Consider the following 17,849-nt stretch of genomic DNA (forward strand, 5'->3'; position numbering starts at 1 on the left):
AACCTGTCGGTGGTGTCGGCTACCCTCGAACATAGTTTCGTGACAGGCGTGTGGAAGGCGGTTCGGCGTGCGGGTGATGGGGGTCGATCCCGGGCTCACACGGTGCGGACTGTCCGTGGTCGAGGCCGGGACCGGGCGCAAGGTGACCGCCCTGGACGTCGACGTGGTGCGGACACCGTCGAATATGCAGTTGGCGGAGCGGCTCCTGGCCGTCTCGGATGCGGCGGAGTATTGGATGGACACCCATGAGCCGGACGTGATCGCGATCGAGCGAGTGTTCACCCAGCACAACGTCTCGACGGCGATGGGCACCGCGCAGGCGGGCGGGGTCGTCGCTCTCGCCGCGGCGCGGCGAGGAATCGCCGTGCACTTCCACACACCATCGGAAGTGAAAGCGGCCGTCACGGGCAACGGCCGAGCCGGCAAGGCTCAGGTCACTGCGATGATCACGCGGATCCTCGGGATGCAGAAGGCCCCGGAGCCCGCGGATGCGGCCGACGCGCTCGCGTTGGCCGTGTGCCATTGCTGGCGCGCCCCGATGATCGCTCGCATGGCCGAGGCCGAGCGCAGGGCGGAACAACAGCGCAAGGTGTATCAGCAGCGGCTCGCGGAGAGCCGCCGTAGGGCCGCGGGTTCGCGCGCGGCGGGAGGTGTCAGGTGATGATCGCGTCGCTCCGGGGGCCGGTGCTCCATATCGCGCTCGACCACGTAGTGATCGAGTGCGGCGGAGTCGGATATCGCGTACAGGTCGCGCCTACCACGGCCGGGTCGATGACGCGCGGCGCCGAGGCGTCGCTACTCACGTCGATGGTGGTGCGCGAGGACTCGATGACCCTCTACGGATTCACCGATCCTGAGGTGCAGGAGCTGTTCCATCTGCTGCAGACGGTGCAGGGCATCGGCCCGCGTCTCGCCATGTCGGCGATCGCGGTGCTCGACCCACGTGAGATGGCACGGGCGATCACAGGCGGCGAGATCAAGACGTTGTGCTTGATCCCCGGTGTGGGCAAGCGCGTCGCCGAACGTATCCACGTCGAGCTCAAGGACAAGATCGCGGCCCCGGGTACGAATGGCGAGCCCGCGGTCGTCGTGGGTGCCGGCGGCGGCGTCGAACAACAGCTGATCGACGCACTGGAGGGCCTCGGGTTCACGCTCAAGCAGGCCGAGCCCGCCGTCACGGCCGTCGTCGGCGAGGGCGCGGATCGACCGGTCGCCGAGTTGCTCCGCGATGCTCTGAAGATCCTGGGCCGGGCGTGATGCCATGAGCGGCAACCCCTTCGACCACGGCGCCGGTCGCGGAGTGAGCGGGCCGGACGAGCTGGATGCCGGGCACGGCCCGAGCGCAGAGTCTGATGTGTCGGAGCGTGCACAGGATCGGTTCGATGAGGACCGACTCGTCGACGGTGCGGCGGTGGACGCGACGGACGATCCGGACACCTTGCGTCCCCGAACGCTCGACGAGTTCATCGGGCAGCCGAAGGTACGTGAACAGTTGCAGCTGGTGCTACACGGCGCGCGCAAGCGGGGGACCACGCCCGACCACATCCTGCTGTCGGGTCCGCCCGGGCTGGGTAAGACGTCGTTGGCGATGATCATCGCGGCAGAGATGGGTGCGGCCCTGAGGCTGACGTCCGGTCCGGCGCTCGAGCGCGCGGGCGACCTCGCCGCGATGCTGTCGAATCTCGTTGAAGGCGACGTGTTGTTCATCGACGAGATCCACCGGATGGCGCGGCCGGCCGAGGAGATGCTGTACCTCGCGATGGAGGACTTCCGGGTCGACGTCGTGGTAGGCAAGGGTCCGGGTGCCACGTCGATTCCGCTGGACGTCGCGCCCTTCACCCTGGTCGGTGCCACCACTCGGTCGGGTTCGCTGACCGGACCGCTGCGCGACCGCTTCGGTTTCACAGCGCATATGGACTTCTACGACACGGACGCGCTCATCCAGGTGATCGAGCGCAGCGCGCGGATCCTCGGCATCCGCATCGACCGCGAGGCGGCGGCAGAGATCGGGAGTCGGTCGCGCGGGACGCCCCGTATCGCGAACCGATTGCTGCGTCGGGTCCGGGACTTCGCCGACGTGCGCGCCGACGGTGTGGTCACGGTCGACGTCGCCCGGGGTGCGCTCAAGGTGTACGACGTCGACGAGCTGGGTCTCGACCGTCTCGATCGGGCAGTGCTCGGGGCGCTCATCCGCAGCTTCGGCGGTGGGCCCGTGGGGGTTTCGACGCTGGCGGTCGCGGTCGGGGAGGAGCCGGGCACCGTGGAGGAGGTGTGCGAGCCCTTTCTGGTGCGTGCCGGCATGCTGGCCCGGACGCCCCGGGGCCGCGTGGCGACCGTCGCTGCGTGGCACCATCTAGGACTACAGCCACCCGCGGGCACGCTTGCATCGGGTATCGAGGTGCGCGGCGACTACCCCGAGGACCCGTTGTTCTGACTCACGGCAGCGAGACGATGCCGAGCCAGATCAGCAGCACCACTTTCGCGACCTCGAGGCCGATGTAGCCGAAGTGCAGGTTGTGCCGGGGCACCCCGTCGGTGACGTCGCCGGCGACGACGCGACGGTCCATCACCGGGCGGAGGACCCCAGCGCCGACCGCCAGGTCCGCGATGAGGATCGCGACCGGCACCCAGGTGGCGGCCGTCGTCTCGGGCGCGACGCTCACGCAGACGACGAGTGCTACGGCGAGTGCCGCCTCGACGGCGTTGAGCGCGCGGAACACCAGGCGGCCGATACCGACCCCGAGTGGGATCGTGATGCCCGGGGCGCGGAACTTTATCGGCGCCTCGAGGAACGAGATCGCCAGGACCATGCCCAGCCATACGAAGACCACGGCCACCTGGATCGCCGCAGCGGTCGAGAACGAATGCACCGCATTCTCCTTCCGTCGTAGGGTCAGGCTAACGAGGTCGCTACGAGAGGAGTCCGCCGGTGGGTGAGGTGAGACTGAAGCGGGTGTATGAGCCTGCCGACGACGGTGACGGCTACCGGGTCCTCGTCGACCGCCTCTGGCCCCGCGGCGTGACCAAAGAGCGTGCCGCGCTCGATCTCTGGTCTAAGGACGTCGCGCCCAGCCCCGAGCTGCGGAAGTGGTGGTCGCATGACCCGGCACGATTCGCGGAGTTCCGGGTGCGTTACGACGCCGAGCTGTGCGACCCGCGCCCGGACCAGGCCGCGGCGCTCGAGGAATTGCGCGGCGCGATCGCGGCCCACGACGTGGTGACCCTGGCCTTCGGGGCGCACGATCCCGAGGTCAACCACGCCGTGGTGCTCCGCGACTTCCTGCTCAGTTCGGCTGGGTGAGGTCGTACATCGTCGTTCCGTCGATAGTGACCTCGGCGTAGTTCTGCTCCACCCACGAGGTGATCGACGTCGCCGTGCCCTCGCTGCTTCCTCCGAACGGTCCGCCGGCGACGACGAAGTAATGGATGCGGCCCTGCTTCACATAGCCCTGGAACTGCTGCAGGGTGGGCGACGGGTCGGTCCCGTTGTAGCCGCCGATCGGCATGACCGACTTCAGCGTGGCGAGCTGGTAAGTGGCGGCCTGATTCGCTCCCACCGTGGCGGCGACCCACGTGTAGGCATCGGCGTTCTCGAGCAGCGTCTCCTTCAGAGACTCGGAGACGGTGCCACCCCCGAACATTCCACCCATCCCGCCGCGCATCCCACGGCCGGGCGCGATACCTACCGGCATCTCGGCGTCGCCCACCGTTCTCGATCCCCGACCCATGCCCGGGGTGAACGATCCGTGGCCGCCGTGCCTACCGTGGGCGCCTGCGCCGCCGGGGCCGAAGCCGCCACGCCCGAGACCACCGGGGCCGAATCCGCTACTGGGGCCCGCTGAGGGGATCGAGCCCTGCGCGGGGTTCTGCAGGGTGACGACCGTGTACGCGAGCGGCCCCGCGAGCCCCGCCACCAGCGCCGCGAGCAATGTGCCCGTGGCGGCGGCGCGGCGGAGTCCGGGCGGTCGAGCGCCCGGAGCGAACGTGGGGACGAGCGAGGCGAGGAGCGTCGCCGTCGCCACGACGGCACACGTCGCGATGACCCAACGCAGCCATGGATTCCAGTCGGGCACGTCCGAGAGGATCGACCACGCCTGCCATCCGGCGACGGCAACGGCGATAGCGGCGGCGCCACGGACCCATCGGCGGTCGCGGGCCCGCCACGCCGATGCTGCGCCCGCACCGACCAGGGCACCGATCGCGGGTGCCAGCGCCACCGTGTAGTACGAGTGGAAGATTCCGGCCATCAGGCTGAATGTGAGTCCCGTGACGAGAAGCCAACCGCCCCAGGCGATCGCAGTTGCACGGCGGGCGTCCGTGCGGGGCGCTCGGCCGCACAGCACGAGCACCACGACGAGAGCGATGAGCGCCACGCCGAGCAGCCACGCGATCTGCGATGCCTGGCCGTGCTGCCACATGCGCGTCAGGCCGGTCTCGCCCCACATCCCTCCGCCGGTTCCGGAGCCGCCGCCGGGAACGACGCTGCCCGATTCCTTCCCGCTCAGGCGGCCGAGGCCGTTGTATCCGAGCGTGAGCTCGAGGATCGAGTTGTTCTGTGAGCCGCCGAAGTACGGACGGTCGGACGCGGGCCAGAACTCCGCCAGCGCTATCCACCAACCCGCAGCAGCCACCATGGCGCCGCCGGCCGCCAGTAGGTGCAGGATCCGCTTTCCGAGCCGCGGCGGGCCGGCGATCAGGTAGGTCAGCGCGAGCGGCGGCACCACCAACATCGCCGCGAGCTGCTTTGTCAGGAAGCCGAATCCGATGCAGGCGCCGGTGAGGACGAGCCAGCGCACGCGGCCGTCGTCGACGGCCTTCAGCGTGGCCCACGTCGCGACCGCCAGCAACAGCATGAGCAGGGCGTCCGGGTTGTCGAACCGGAACATCAGCGCGGCGACCGGAGTGGTAGCGACGATCGCGCCGGCGAGAAGCCCTGCGACGGTGCCGAATCGGGGTCGCACCGTCAGATGGACGACGGCCACGGTAGCGACACCCATGAGCGCCTCGGGCACGAGTATCGCCCACGTGTTGAAGCCGAAGATCCTCGTCGAGATCTCCATGACCCAGAGGAAGGCCGGCGGCTTGTCGACCGTGATCGAGTTGGCGGCGTCGGACGAGCCGAACAGGAAGGCCTTCCAGGATTCTGTTCCTGCTTGGACGGCGGCGGAGTAGAAGGCGTTGGACCATCCCGCCCGGTCGAGTCCCCAGAGGTAGGCGACGGCCGTGACGATCAACAGCAGGGTGAGACCGTAGCGGTCCCAGCGGCGTCCAGTCCGCTCCGTCGGTGCGTCCGTGTTCGTGCGGATGAGCGCCGTGCCCGCTCCAGGCGCTGTCGGTGCCGTCACGGCGTACCCGCCTTGCGGAAGACCCACCGCAACCCGACGAACCGGCACACCGTCGCCACCAGGTTGGCGATCACGAGTGCACACAGCTGGAACGTCCTGCCGGCGTGCGGTACGTAGTGTTCGACCACGATCAGCGTGCCGCTCGTGAACAGCCACGCCAGGAGGAAGACCGCGAGCCCCTGCGCGTGGTGCTTGGCGAGCGAGCCCGAGCCGCGGACGCCGAACGTGAAGGCACGGTTCGCGGCGGTGTTGCCGACCGCGGTGACCAGCAGGGCGGTGAAGTTCGCTGCCTGCGCACCCATCACCGGGTGCAGTAGCAGGTAGAGGACCGCGTAGGCGATGGTGGATGCGACGCCGATGATGCCGAAGCGCACGAGCTGGCCCACCATCCCGGGCGGCACACCCTCGACCTCGGTGTCGCGGTGCAGAGAAGTGCGGAGTTCGTCGAGGGGGAGTGCGCCCGTCGCGAGGGCCTTGCCGACTCGTGCCATACCTCTGAGATCCTTCTTGACGGTGTCCACGATGTCGACGCGGCTGTCTGGGTCGTCGATCCAGTCGACGGGGACCTCATGAATTCGCAGGCCCGCCCGCTCGGCTAGGACCAGCAACTCGGTGTCGAAGAACCATTCGCCGTCCTCGACGAGAGGGAGGAGCTTCCGGGCGACGTCGGTGCGCATGGCTTTGAAGCCGCACTGCGCGTCCGAGAACTTCGCCTGGAGTGCCGTATGTAACATGAAATTATAAGTGCGCGAGATGAATTCGCGCTTCGGGCCGCGAACCACTCGAGCCGATCGCGCGAGCCGCGAGCCGTACGCGACGTCAGAGTGTCCGGACAGCAGTGGCGCGACCAGTGGAAACAGTCCCTTGAGATCCGTCGAAAGGTCGACATCCATGTATGCGACCACTTCCGCGTGGGACTCCTCCCACACGCAGCGCAGCGCACGGCCGCGACCCTTGCGGTCGAGGTGCACCACGCGAACGCCTTCGACGTCCTCGGCGAGGCCGCGGGCGACCTCGAGCGTGCGGTCGGTGCTCGCGTTGTCCGCGATGGTGATCCGGGCGGAGAAGGGGATGTGCGCATCGAGGTAGCGGCGGAGCGTTTCCACGCAGCCGGTCACCGTGTGTTGCTCGTTGTAGACGGGGATGACTATGTCGAGCACGGGAGCCGTGAACCCGGTCGGTTCCGGGGTCGGCTCGTCCGCCTGGCTCGCGGGGATGGTGGAGGTCGCGGTCATGGCACCGATATTCGGGTCCCGGTCTGCCCGCCCCCTGCCCCGAACCTGTGAGTCGGTTGGGAGCCGCCCTTCCTGGATCTGCGGAGGTGAGCCCCGGTCGTTCGGGCATGCACCGACCGTTCGGTCGCGCCCTCGCGAGTCGTGTTCGCCGACAGCATCATCCGGACTTCTCGGACATGCTCGGCCGTCCGCCGCTAGTGTCTGATGTCGGAGGTGGCGGAGATGAGTGTTTCGCGCAGGTGCAGCGCGCTTCTCGCAGGTGTGGCGCTCGCGGTCGCGCCGGCGGCGGTGGAGGCCGCTCCGGCTTCTGCCCTGTGCGTCGGAGTGGGGCTTCAGGAGACCTGCACGGGCGGGACATCGGTTCCGTCGCGGCCCCTTTCGGCGTTTCCCAGTGCCGGCGACTCATGCACCGGTACGACAGGCGCGACGGACGGGTTCGGGTTGACGTGTCGGAACGGGACGTGGGAGCGATCGTCGCCGCTCGTTGACGACGGCCCCGCACGGGAGGGGCAGAGGTGTTCGCAACCTTTCGCTACGACCACGCGGCTCGGCACGACGTTCGAATGCACTGCGGGCACGTGGCATGAGAAGCCCAGGACAAGCGCCTTGAACGCGCGTCCGGGCACCGCATGCTCACCCCTCGGGGCGACGGCGACGTACCTTGGAACGACCCTCACGTGCCGTCTCGGGACGTGGCACAGGTTCTGAGGTGCCGATCGGGCGTGCAGGGCTGATAATGGGACGCGATCTCCCGTGCGGAAGGATGCCGTGATGCGTGCTCGATCGATGGTGGCGGTGGCGGCACTCGTGCTCGGGACCGCGGCGGCAGTTGCGGCGCCCGCCTCGGCGGACGGCTGCGGTACATCCGGGACGGGAGCGATCATCGGCGGCGCCGACGCCGGAACGCAGCCCGGCTGCCGGGGCGGAGCGTGGGGTACGCCCGGCTCCGAGAAGCCGCGACTCGGCACGGCCTGTACCTCGGTGATCACCGGCCCGCATCAAGGCGTGGAGTGCAAGGGCGGCGTCTGGGTCCGCTGGCACACCACCCCCGCGCTCGGCGCTCCATGCACCCAGCCCGGACTGCACCGCGGCGCACTGGTGTGCGCCGTCGACGACAACGGCGCGCTCACCTGGCAGATCTAGCGCATTTCGCCCCGGCGATCCGCCACCGCCCCGTGCGTAGGCGCGGGGCGGCGCCGAGTCGATCATCAGGCGATGGGGATGGCGATCTGATAGAGGGGAGCGTCGTCGTCGATCGTCTCGGGATCGGCGAGGAAGATCTGCTCGGGCGGGCCGGCCCATTCCGTATTCCGTTCGTGCGCCCACTCGGAGAGGATCTCGAACGCCACCAGTGAGTACGCGTCGCGCTTGGCGACGTCCACCGCTGCGTACCTGCCGGCCGGGGCCGTCACCACCGTCATCTCGGCGTGGTCCGGCGCGCCGGCGTCTTCCGTTATGGGGCAGCAGAATTCGACGGGGCACTCGGCGTCCGGGCCGATCTCGCCGTGGTAGCGCAGGAACGGCAGGCCGGCCACACCCTGGGGGTGCGCGACGGCGCCGTAGCGTGCGAACAGGGCTCTGGCGAATTCGCCGATCCGATCGGATGTCAGTGACCGCGACGTCGTCCAGAGACGTCTCGCCGGGACGTCACGCGTGACAACGGTTGCTGTGTCGCTCATGTAATCGCTCCTTCTTCCGTCGACGCCGGCGACGAGGTGCTCGATCAGTGCGGTCCGGGCTCGGGTGATCCGCTGCAGTTCGGCGGCGTGGGACCGCAGCCGCGCTGCGAACTCGTCGGGCGCGAGGTCCAAGAGTTCGCCGATCTCGGCCAGAGGCACGTCCACCGAACGCAACCGCGCGATCCATCGTGCACGTGGGAGCTGCTCGTCGGAGTAGCGGCGGTACCCGCTGTGCGGATCCACCGTCACGGGTTGCAGAAGCCCTGAGGCGTCATAGAGCCGCAGGGCCTTCTGTGACAGTCGACTCGCACGCGCGAAATCGCCTATACCCATTGATCGCACGGGCGACCCCTTCGTCTGCGTCTTCGCCGGACGACCCTCGCCGGCATCTTCACGCTGTTCTCTGCCCCTGGGGCAGAGTCAAACTCCGTCGTACCCCGTTAGGGTTGCACTCACCCAGCGATGTGGCACTGGAGGCGACGGATGCGGTCTGCGCTGGAGCATGCGCGTGCGCTGATCGAGGCCCACGTGCCGCCCGCAGCCGTCCAGCGGCCAACGCAGCTTTCGTACGTGGTGATGCGTACCGGCTGCCGTTCGCGGACGGCACGTTCGATGCTGTCTATTGCTTCGGCGCCCTCGACCTCATGGCCGAACCGGGAAGCGTCATCGCGGAGATGTCCCGAGTTCTCCGACCCCGAGGCCGTGTCGCCGTGTCCACCACGTTCCGTGGGCACCGCGCCGTTGTTTCGGCGGCGGCGTCTCTGGTCGGCAGACTGGTCGGGTTCCGAATGTTCGACGCGAACGAACTCGTCGACGCCTTCGAAGCAAGTGACCTGGTCGAGGTTCGTCGGGACATCGATCGACTGTTCCAGCATGTCAGCGGTGTGAAAGTGGAGCGCCCGTCTGGCCCGGGACGCGGCGGCGACGGTGTGGGGTGATGTTAGCGGCAGGCTGACCTGCAGATTCAGCTGCGGCGCGGGCACCTGGCAGAACTAGACCCGGCGGGCCGGGGAACCTGTCGTACTTCTCCGATACCGTCGCGGGGGAATCGATCGTCGTCCCCTGGGAGGCACCAGTGACCGCCGCACAGCAACTGATGGGGAGCCGCGCGGAGCGCGCGACGGAGGTCATCGGTGCGCTGGCCGGCCCCGGAGCGCGACTCCGCGAGGACCAGGAGATCGCGGTCGCCGCGCTGGTCGAGCCCGCCGCGCGGGTGCTGGTCGTCCAGGCGACCGGCTGGGGCAAGTCGGCGGTGTACTGGGTGGCCACGGCGATCCGCCGAAGTGAGGGCGCGGGCCCCGCACTGATCGTCTCGCCGCTGTTGTCGCTGATGCGCGATCAGGTCGGTGCCGCCCGGCGCGCGGGTCTACGGGCGGCCACACTGAACTCAGCCAACTTCGACGAGTGGAACGCGATCGAGGACGCGCTGCGCGCAGGAGAGATCGACGTGCTCCTCGTGTCGCCGGAACGCCTGGCGAATCCGTCGTTCGGTCGTCGCGTACTCGACGCACTCACCGGCAACCTCGGCCTGTTGGTGATCGATGAAGCGCACGCTGTCTCGGACTGGGGTCACGACTTCCGGCCTGATTACCGGCGTGTGTCCGACGTGCTGACCAGGCTCCATCCCGATACGCCGGTCCTCGCCACCACGGCGACCGCGAACGCGCGTGTCACCGAGGACGTCGCGGCTCAGCTGGGCGACGCGACGCTGGTGCTGCGGGGCCCACTCGCGCGTCGCTCGCTGCAACTCAACGTTCTGCCGCAGCTGTCGCCGATCCAGCGCTACGCGTGGATCGCCGAGCGCATCGACCGGTTGCCGGGGTCCGGCATCGTCTACGTCCTCACGGTCGCGGACGCCCAGCGCCTCGTCGATGCGATTCGGGCAGTCCACGGCGACGCGATACCGGTCGCCGCCTATACCGGGCAGCTCGACGCGGACACCCGCGAGCAGCTCGAAGACGCGTTGCGGGCCAACGAGCTCAAGGCGCTCGTCGCCACGTCCGCTCTGGGGATGGGGTTCGACAAGCCCGATCTGGGATTCGTGGTGCACATCGGCTCGCCACCCTCGCCGGTGTCCTATTACCAGCAGGTCGGGCGTGCCGGGCGCGCCATCGATCACGCGGTCGTAGCCCTCCTGCCGTCGCCATCCGATGCCGGCGTGTGGGACTACTTCGCGACAGCGACCATCCCGGACCCGGAACAGATGGGCACGGTCCTTCGTGCGCTTGCAGATGCCGAGATAGATGCGCCGCCGTCCGCGGTCGCGCTCGAGGCGGGTACGGGTATTCGTCGCACGCGGATAGAGCTCATGCTCAAGCAGCTCGCCGTCGACGGTGCCGTAGACCGGGTGGACGGCGGCTGGCGCGCGACGGGTGCGCCGTGGCACTTCGACGCGAAGCACTACGAGGGCATCGTCGCGGTGCGCCGCCGGGAGGCCGACATCATGCGCGCGTACACGCGGGGAGACCGATGCCTCATGCAGTTGCTCACCGAGTCGCTCGACGACCCGGACGCCGCCGAATGCGGGCGGTGTTCCGTGTGCCTCGGCCGGCGCCCGGAGCAGCTCGACGGGGCACCGGACCGTGCCACTGTCACGAACGTGGCTCGCGCGCTTCGGCGGAACAGTCAGGTACTCGAGCCGCGCAAGATGTGGCCGGGCGGCGCTTTCGGCACACGCGGTCGCATACCGCCCGGTCTAGCCGCGGAGCGTGGGCGGGTACTGGTGTTCGCCGACGCTCCTGAATGGGTGGACACTCTGGCTGCGGCCCGAGCGGGCGATGCGGAGGCGCTCGATGAATTGGCCGATGCCGCGGTCGGCACGCTGGCGCGGTGGCGGGACGACTGGGTCGCACGCCCCGAGGTCGTCGTATCGCTGCAGCTCACCGGCACGCAGCACCCGGTCCAGCCCGTCGCGGACCGTATCGCCAACGTCGGCAGGCTCGGGCGCGCCGCCCTCCCGTCGGGCTCCGGTCCCCGTCCCGGGCGCGACGCATCAGGAGCAGAGGAGGCCGCGTACTGGCGCGACACACTCGCGGACGCCGCCACACACGACGTCGTCGACGGCGACTCGGTGCAGGGCGCGACAGCGCTGTTGGTGGTCGACTCGAGCTCCACAGGGTGGCCCGTCACGGTAGCGGCGGCACGGCTTCGAGAGGCCGGTGCGCGCGCCGTCCTGCCGCTGCTGATCCACCGACCGGCGTGAGCCGAACCCGGCGCAGCGGGTCGAGCGCGGCGCCCCGCGTGGACGATATGGAACACTGGACGACCGAGTGCCGTCCGAATACAGGCGGCAGCGAAGGTCCGCGGAGATCCCGCGGGCCCGACCCGCGGGGCGACCGCGGGCCCACCCCGAGGAGTTTGGATCTTTTATGGCCTCCGCCGCCCTGATGCCCATCCTGCTGATCGTCCTGGTCGGCTTCATGGTGTTCAGCTTCCGCAAGCAGAAGAAGCAGGTGAACGAGCAGACCGCGATGCAGGAGAGTCTGCAGCCTGGTACCCGCGTCATGACCAGCTCCGGCATGTACGGCACCATCGTCGGCCTGGGGGAGGACACCATCGATCTCGAGATCGCGCCCGGCCTCGTCACGACCTGGGTCCGTCGCGCCGTGCTCAAAGTCATCGAGCCCGAGACCACTGACGCGCCGTCGATCGAGTCGATCGACGAGGAGGACGACGCAGCCCCGCGCGTCGACCTCGACAAGGACGACCGGGACGGCGACGACCGCTAGTCGGCCGGCGGCCAGACCGCCTCAGTGAAGTCCTCGCCCCCAGAATTCAAGGAGCCGACACCGAAGTGGCACAGACCTCGTCGAGCATCGACATCAGCCCGAAGCGCCTGCTGCTGGCGTTCGGCGTGTTCGTCGTCGCCATCTATGCGCTGGTCTTCCTGACCGGCGACAAGAAGCCGGTGCCCAAGCTGGGCATCGACCTGCAGGGCGGAACGACCGTCACGCTGCAGGCGATCACGCCGGACGGCAAGGCGCCGGACAAGACCTCCCTCGAGCGGGCGCAGGAGATCATCGACAAGCGCGTCAACGGGCTCGGCGTGTCCGGCTCGACGGTGCAGATCAACGGCTCGAACCTGGTGATCACGGTCCCCGGGCAGGACGGTGATCAGGCGCGTGCGCTCGGTCAGACGGCGCGTCTCTACGTCCGGCCTGTAGTGGCGACGGAGGCTGCGCAGGTCCCGGCTCCGGGAGCCAAGACTCCCGAGGCGCCGGACATGACCGATCCGGCCGTCGCGAAGAAGGCGATCGCAGACGCGAAGGCGACGCGGCAGAGCGCCGACCAGGCGACACAGCAGAAGGCCATGAAGGCGCTGAACTGCTCGCTGCCCGACCCCCTCGCAGGCAACGACGATCCCAAGCTCCCGCTGGTCGCCTGCGGCCAGGACCACACCGCGGTGTACACGCTGGGCCCGTCGATCATCGACGGCCAGCAGATCACCGAGGCCAGTGCTGGGTTCGACCAGCAGGGCGGCCAGTACGTCGTGCAGCTCAAGTACGACGGGAACGCCACCAAGGTGTGGGCGGACTATACGGCCAAGAACGTCGGCAAGGGTGCGGCATTCGTGCTCGACTCCCAGGTCGTGTCTGCGCCCACCATCAACGGGCCGATCCCCGGCGGTGAGACCCAGGTGACAGGCCAGTTCTCCCAGTCCGAGGCGAACGACCTCGCGAACGTCCTCAAGTACGGCTCGCTGCCGTTGTCGTTCAAGCCGGGCACCGCGCAGACCATCAGCGCGACCCTCGGCTTCGCCTCGCTCAAGGCGGGGCTCCTGGCGGGGCTCATCGGGCTGGTCCTCGTCCTGGTCTACGCGCTGCTCTATTACCGAGCGCTCGGCATCCTGACCGCGCTCTCCCTGCTGCTGTCGGTAGCCTTGATCTACGGCCTGCTGGTGCTGCTGGGCCGGTGGATCGGGTACTCGCTCGACCTGTCCGGCATCGCCGGCATCATCATCGGTATCGGCATGACGGCCGACTCGTTCGTCGTCTATTTCGAGCGGATAAAGGACGAGATACGCGAGGGCAGGACGTTCCGGTCCGCTGTGCCGCGGGGCTGGGCACGCGCCCGCCGCACCATCTGGACGGGCAACGCGGTGTCATTCCTGGCGGCGGCTGTCCTCTACGTGCTCGCGATCGGCGAGGTCAAGGGCTTCGCGTTCACGCTGGGCCTGTCGACCATTCTCGACATCGTGATCGTCTTCCTCGTGACGCACCCGCTCGTGCACTACGCGTCGCGGACCGAGATGTTCTCGAAGCCGTCGATGAACGGTCTGGGGGCCATGCAGCGCGTCGCGCACGAGCACCGAGTCGCCACCGCTTCGGCGTCGACGGGAGCCGTGTCCTCGGGCGCGGGCTCGTCGGTGACCACGGACAAGGAGGTCTGACGTGACCGCAACCGCCACGCAGGCACATCACGAGGGCTTCCTCTCGAAGCTGTATACCGGTACCGGCGCGTTCGCGATCGTCGGGCGCCGCAAGGTCTGGTACGCAGCGACTGGGATCATCGTCGCGGTCGCGATCATCGGTATCATCGTGCGCGGCTTCACGTTGAGCATCGACTTCCGCGGCGGCACGCAGGTGTCGTTCCCGGTGACCGGTTCGGCCGACACCGCAGCCGTCGAGAGGATCGTCACGGATGCGACCGGCACCGCGCCGGCGTCCGTACAGACCGCCGGCACGGGCTCGACTGCGACGTACCAGATCGCGACCAGCGAGATGAACAACGATGACATCGCGAAGGTCCGCACCGCGCTGTTCGACCGGTTCCATCCGGAGGGTAGGGACGGGAGACCGTCCGCCGCGGCGATCAGTTTCTCCGACGTCAGCTCGACGTGGGGCGCGCAGATAACCCGCAAGGCGATCATCGCGCTGATCGTCTTCCTGGTGATCGTCACCGCCTATATCGCGGTCCGGTTCCGGGAGTGGGGCATGGCGCTCGCGGCGCTGGCCTCGCTGTTCTTCGACGTCATCGTCACCGCCGGCGTCTACGCCTGGGTCGGTTTCCAGGTCAGCCCGGCGACGGTGATCGGCCTGCTCACGATTCTCGGCTTCTCGCTGTACGACACCGTGGTGGTGTTCGACAAGGTCGAGGAGAACGTGCGCGGCTTCCAGCACACGACCCGGAGAACGTACGCGGAGCAGGCGAATCTCGCGGTCAACCAGACTCTGATGCGGTCCATCAACACCACGGTGATCTCGGTGCTGCCGATCATCGCGCTCATGGTGATCGCGGCATGGATGCTGGGCGTGGGGACGCTGAACGACCTCGCGCTGATCCAGCTGGTCGGTGTCGTCGTCGGCACGTACTCGTCCATCTTCTTCGCGACGCCGCTGCTGGTGTCGTTCAAGGAGCGCACGGAGGAGGTTCGGCGCCACACCGCGAAGGTCATGGCCCGTCGCGCCCGCGAGGAGGGCGGGGGAGTCGGCACCGCGTCCGAGCCACAGGAAGTACCGGCGAAGCCCGCGGCCCGCCCCACGACGAAGCGCGCGCGGCGCCGTGGCTGAATCCGAGTCCGGCGCGCCGACCGAGGCGCAGGTCGCGATCGCCCGGCGCACACGGCACGTGCAGGACTTCCCGGAGCCCGGCGTGCTGTTCGCGGACCTCACGCCGGTGTTCGCCGACGGTGCCGCGCTCGCGGCGGTCATCGACGGTCTCGCGTCCGCCGGCCGTGACGTGAACGGCCCGACGGTGGATGTGGTCGCCGGCATCGACGCTCGCGGCTTCCTGCTCGGATCCGGTGTCGCGCTCGCGCTGGGCGTCGGCATGCTCGCGGTCCGTAAGGCAGGCAAGCTGCCGCCGCCCGTGCTGCGCGAGGAGTACGCCCTCGAATACGGCACGGCGGCCCTGGAGATCCCGGCCGAGGGAATCGATCTGCGAGGCAAGCGCGCCCTGGTCGTCGACGACGTCCTGGCCACGGGTGGCACGGTCTCGGCCACAGTGGCGCTGCTGCGCAATGCGGGCGCCGAGGTGGCGACGGTGGCCGTCGTGCTGGAGCTGGAGGGACTCGGCGGCCGAGCAAGGCTCGCCGATTCGGTCGGCGGACCGGTAGAGGTCGCGTCCTTGTCAGTAGGCTAGAGGCCTACCGCCGATCGCCGAGCGAGGGGAGGACCAGCCCATGTCCGCACCGCAGGTACCCGGCGGCGGTGCCCCGGCCGACGCCTCAGCCCCCGCCGAGCAGAGCGACCAGGCACCGTCGGGGGCGGTCGCGGCGGAGCCGGCACCGTCGTCGACATCCCGGCGCGTGCGCGCCCGGCTGGCGCGCCGCATGACGAGTGCGCGTAGCCACGTGAAGCCCGTGCTCGAACCTCTCGTCGCGCTGCACCGGGACCTGTATCCCAAGGCGGACGTCGCGCTGATCGAGCGCGCTTACGACGTGGCGGACGGGCGGCACGCCACCCAGTTCCGCAAGTCGGGCGATCCCTACATCACGCATCCCCTCGCGGTCGCGACCATTCTGGCGGAGCTCGGGATGGACACGACCACACTGGTCGCGGCGTTGCTCCATGACACCGTGGAGGACACGGGCTACAGCCTCGAGGAGCTGACGTCGGACTTCGGATCCGAGGTCGCCCACCTCGTCGACGGTGTGACCAAGCTGGACAAGGTGGCGCTCGGGAACGCGGCCGAGGCGGAGACGATCCGCAAGATGATCATCGCGATGGCTCGCGATCCTCGGGTGCTCGTGATCAAAGTCGCGGACCGGCTGCACAACATGCGCACCATGCGCTTCCTGCCGCCCGAGAAGCAGGCGCGCAAGGCACGTGAGACTCTCGAGGTGATCGCGCCGCTGGCGCATCGCCTGGGGATGGCAACGGTCAAGTGGGAGCTCGAGGACCTCTCCTTCGCGATCCTGCACCCCAAGAAGTACGAGGAGATCGTCCGGCTGGTCGCCGACCGTGCGCCCTCCCGCGACACCTATCTCGCCAATGTGCGGGCAGAGATCAACGCGTCGCTGTCGGCGTCGCGGATCGTCGCGGATGTGCAGGGGCGGCCGAAGCACTACTGGTCGATCTACCAGAAGATGATCGTCAAGGGGCGCGACTTCGACGACATCCACGACCTGGTCGGCGTGCGGATCCTGTGCGACGAGGTACGCGACTGTTACGCGGCCGTCGGTGTCGTGCACTCGTTGTGGCAGCCCATGGCCGGCCGGTTCAAGGACTACATCGCGCAGCCGCGGTACGGCGTCTACCAGTCCCTGCACACCACGGTGATCGGGCCCGAGGGCAAGCCGCTCGAAGTACAGATCCGCACGCACGAGATGCACCGGACCGCCGAGTTCGGCATAGCCGCACACTGGCGGTACAAGGAGACGAAGGGGCGCAACGGCAAGAGCGGCGACGTCGCCGAGGTCGACGACATGGCCTGGATGCGGCAGCTGCTCGACTGGCAGCGGGAGGCCGCGGACCCCGGCGAGTTCCTCGAGTCGCTCCGCTACGACCTGGCCGTCAAGGAGATCTTCGTCTTCACGCCCAAGGGCGACGTCATCAACCTGCCCGCCGGCTCGACACCCGTGGACTTCGCATACGCCGTCCACACCGAGGTCGGACACCGGTGTATCGGCGCCCGAGTCAACGGCCGTCTGGTGGCGCTCGAGCGGAAACTGGAGAACGGGGAGGTCGTCGAGGTCTTCACGTCGAAGGCCGAGAACGCGGGACCGTCGCGGGACTGGCAGTCGTTCGTCGTGTCACCGCGTGCCAAGGCGAAGATCCGGCAGTGGTTCGCGAAGGAGCGCCGCGAGGAGGCCCTGGAGAACGGCCGCGACGCGATCGCCAAGGAGGTGCGCCGCTCTGGGCTGCCGCTGCAGCGGTTGACCAACGCCGACTCGATCTCGGCGATCGCGAAGGAGTTGCACTACGCGGACGTGTCGGCGCTGTACACAGCCGTCGGCGAGCATCAGGTGTCGGCGCAGCACGTCGTGCAGAAGTTGCTGGAACAGCTCGGCGGTATCGAGGAGGCCACCGAGGAGCTGGCAGAGCGTGCGACGCCGTCGACACTGCGCTCGGGTTCGTCCACCGCTGCGAGCGACGTGGGTGTGCTGGTCACCGGCCAGCCGGGTGTTCTCGCGAAACTGGCCAAGTGCTGCACACCGGTGCCCGGTGACGAGATCCTCGGCTTCGTGACGCGCGGCGGTGGAGTATCCGTGCACCGCACGGACTGCACGAACGTCCAGGAGCTGGAGAAGCAGCCGGAGCGCTTCCTCGAGGTCACCTGGGCTCCGTCGCCGTCTTCGGTGTTCCTGGTCGCGATCCAGGTGGAGGCACTCGATAGGCACCGCTTGCTGTCGGACGTGACCAAGGTGCTGGCCGATGAGAAGGTGAACATCCTGAGCGCATCCGTCGCCACGTCGCGCGACCGAGTTGCGGTGTCCCGCTTCACGTTCGAGATGGGCGACCCCAAGCACATGGGGCACGTCCTCAACGTGGTGCGGAACGTGGAGGGTGTCTACGACGTCTACCGCGTGACCTCGGCCCAGTAGTGGCGCACGCTTCGGCCTGATCAGCGCACCGCCCGGAGAGGTCATGGAGTGGGCGACCGATGCTCGTGGCGCGCCCGGGCCGGCGCACCGGCGCACACCTCCACGC

General features: G+C 68.7%; 16 protein-coding genes. 11 read left to right on the forward strand and 5 right to left on the reverse strand.

Annotated elements, in window-relative coordinates:
* Nucleotides 1-67: 67 nt before the first annotated feature.
* From ruvC to ruvB, 3 genes are read left to right on the forward strand one after another with little or no spacing between them, the layout of a single operon-like run.
* Entirely contained in the window at nt 68-661 is a 594-nt protein-coding gene (gene ruvC, locus P0W64_RS00875) for a crossover junction endodeoxyribonuclease RuvC (RefSeq protein ID WP_275478153.1), read from the forward strand.
* The gene (ruvA, locus tag P0W64_RS00880) at nt 661-1,257 is read left to right on the forward strand and encodes a Holliday junction branch migration protein RuvA (protein ID WP_275478154.1); all 597 of its coding nucleotides are present in this window, start codon (nt 661-663) and stop codon (nt 1,255-1,257) included. The genes ruvC and ruvA overlap by 1 nt, the downstream gene beginning before the upstream one ends.
* A gap of 4 nt (nt 1,258-1,261) precedes the next feature.
* Nucleotides 1,262-2,434 carry a Holliday junction branch migration DNA helicase RuvB gene (gene ruvB / locus P0W64_RS00885; protein WP_275478155.1) on the forward strand — a complete coding sequence of 391 codons (1,173 nt, stop codon included), beginning with the start codon at nt 1,262-1,264 and terminating at the stop codon, nt 2,432-2,434.
* A 1-nt stretch (nt 2,435) separates the two neighbouring features.
* Here the strand turns inward: ruvB and P0W64_RS00890 are convergent, their stop codons facing one another.
* Nucleotides 2,436-2,870, reverse strand: a complete 435-nt coding sequence (locus P0W64_RS00890) for a hypothetical protein (RefSeq protein ID WP_343232829.1) — start codon at nt 2,868-2,870, stop codon at nt 2,436-2,438.
* Between the two features lie 59 nt (nt 2,871-2,929).
* On the opposite strand from P0W64_RS00890, the gene P0W64_RS00895 reads away from it, so the two are divergent.
* A complete protein-coding gene (locus P0W64_RS00895) occupies nt 2,930-3,301 on the forward strand; it encodes a DUF488 domain-containing protein (protein WP_275478156.1) in 372 nt (123 codons plus the stop codon).
* On the opposite strand, the gene P0W64_RS00900 is transcribed toward P0W64_RS00895, so the two are convergent.
* Both P0W64_RS00900 and P0W64_RS00905 read right to left on the reverse strand, forming a co-directional pair.
* A complete protein-coding gene (locus tag P0W64_RS00900; RefSeq protein ID WP_275478157.1) occupies nt 3,285-5,345 on the reverse strand; it encodes a glycosyltransferase family 39 protein in 2,061 nt (686 codons plus the stop codon). The genes P0W64_RS00895 and P0W64_RS00900 overlap by 17 nt on opposite strands.
* Nucleotides 5,342-6,580 (reverse strand): bifunctional glycosyltransferase family 2/GtrA family protein, encoded by a 1,239-nt coding sequence (locus tag P0W64_RS00905; protein WP_275478158.1) that lies wholly within the window; start codon nt 6,578-6,580, stop codon nt 5,342-5,344. Before P0W64_RS00905 ends, P0W64_RS00900 begins: the two co-directional genes overlap by 4 nt.
* A gap of 771 nt (nt 6,581-7,351) precedes the next feature.
* On the opposite strand from P0W64_RS00905, the gene P0W64_RS00910 reads away from it, so the two are divergent.
* Nucleotides 7,352-7,723, forward strand: a complete 372-nt coding sequence (locus P0W64_RS00910; protein ID WP_275478159.1) for a hypothetical protein — start codon at nt 7,352-7,354, stop codon at nt 7,721-7,723.
* 65 nt (nt 7,724-7,788) lie between these two features.
* Here the strand turns inward: P0W64_RS00910 and P0W64_RS00915 are convergent, their stop codons facing one another.
* On the reverse strand, nt 7,789-8,592 hold the full coding sequence (locus P0W64_RS00915; protein ID WP_275478271.1) for a MerR family transcriptional regulator: 804 nt from the start codon (nt 8,590-8,592) through the stop codon (nt 7,789-7,791).
* Between the two features lie 119 nt (nt 8,593-8,711).
* On the reverse strand, nt 8,712-9,242 hold the full coding sequence (locus P0W64_RS00920) for a hypothetical protein (protein WP_275478160.1): 531 nt from the start codon (nt 9,240-9,242) through the stop codon (nt 8,712-8,714).
* A 113-nt stretch (nt 9,243-9,355) separates the two neighbouring features.
* Between P0W64_RS00920 and P0W64_RS00925 the strand changes: the two genes are divergently transcribed.
* From P0W64_RS00925 to P0W64_RS00950, 6 genes are all read left to right on the forward strand, one after another.
* The gene (locus P0W64_RS00925) at nt 9,356-11,461 is read left to right on the forward strand and encodes a DEAD/DEAH box helicase (RefSeq protein WP_275478272.1); all 2,106 of its coding nucleotides are present in this window, start codon (nt 9,356-9,358) and stop codon (nt 11,459-11,461) included.
* 166 nt (nt 11,462-11,627) lie between these two features.
* Nucleotides 11,628-11,987, forward strand: a complete 360-nt coding sequence (gene yajC, locus P0W64_RS00930) for a preprotein translocase subunit YajC (RefSeq protein WP_275478161.1) — start codon at nt 11,628-11,630, stop codon at nt 11,985-11,987.
* A gap of 86 nt (nt 11,988-12,073) precedes the next feature.
* The gene (secD, locus tag P0W64_RS00935) at nt 12,074-13,648 is read left to right on the forward strand and encodes a protein translocase subunit SecD (RefSeq protein WP_275478273.1); all 1,575 of its coding nucleotides are present in this window, start codon (nt 12,074-12,076) and stop codon (nt 13,646-13,648) included.
* Between the two features lies 1 nt (nt 13,649).
* Nucleotides 13,650-14,768 (forward strand): protein translocase subunit SecF, encoded by a 1,119-nt coding sequence (gene secF / locus P0W64_RS00940; RefSeq protein WP_275478162.1) that lies wholly within the window; start codon nt 13,650-13,652, stop codon nt 14,766-14,768.
* Nucleotides 14,761-15,339, forward strand: a complete 579-nt coding sequence (locus tag P0W64_RS00945; RefSeq protein WP_275478163.1) for an adenine phosphoribosyltransferase — start codon at nt 14,761-14,763, stop codon at nt 15,337-15,339. The genes secF and P0W64_RS00945 overlap by 8 nt, the downstream gene beginning before the upstream one ends.
* Nucleotides 15,340-15,379: 40 nt before the next feature.
* Nucleotides 15,380-17,743: a RelA/SpoT family protein gene (locus tag P0W64_RS00950; protein ID WP_275478164.1), complete on the forward strand. Its 2,364-nt coding sequence runs from the start codon at nt 15,380-15,382 to the stop codon at nt 17,741-17,743.
* Nucleotides 17,744-17,849: the final 106 nt, after the last annotated feature.

It is taken from the genome of Tsukamurella sp. 8F (assembly GCF_029167375.1).
Lineage (GTDB): Bacteria > Actinomycetota > Actinomycetes > Mycobacteriales > Mycobacteriaceae > Tsukamurella.

Excerpts from the sequence above, each read along its gene's own strand:
- ruvA (WP_275478154.1), top strand. The coding sequence starts at position 661 with ATGATCGCGTCGCTCCGGGGGCCGGTGCTCCATATCGCGCTCGACCAC.
- ruvB (WP_275478155.1), top strand. The coding sequence starts at position 1,262 with ATGAGCGGCAACCCCTTCGACCACGGCGCCGGTCGCGGAGTGAGCGGG.
- P0W64_RS00905 (WP_275478158.1), bottom strand. The coding sequence starts at position 6,580 with ATGACCGCGACCTCCACCATCCCCGCGAGCCAGGCGGACGAGCCGACC.
- P0W64_RS00910 (WP_275478159.1), top strand. The coding sequence starts at position 7,352 with ATGCGTGCTCGATCGATGGTGGCGGTGGCGGCACTCGTGCTCGGGACC.
- P0W64_RS00915 (WP_275478271.1), bottom strand. The coding sequence starts at position 8,592 with ATGGGTATAGGCGATTTCGCGCGTGCGAGTCGACTGTCACAGAAGGCC.
- P0W64_RS00925 (WP_275478272.1), top strand. The coding sequence starts at position 9,356 with ATGGGGAGCCGCGCGGAGCGCGCGACGGAGGTCATCGGTGCGCTGGCC.
- yajC (WP_275478161.1), top strand. The coding sequence starts at position 11,628 with ATGGCCTCCGCCGCCCTGATGCCCATCCTGCTGATCGTCCTGGTCGGC.
- P0W64_RS00950 (WP_275478164.1), top strand. The coding sequence starts at position 15,380 with ATGTCCGCACCGCAGGTACCCGGCGGCGGTGCCCCGGCCGACGCCTCA.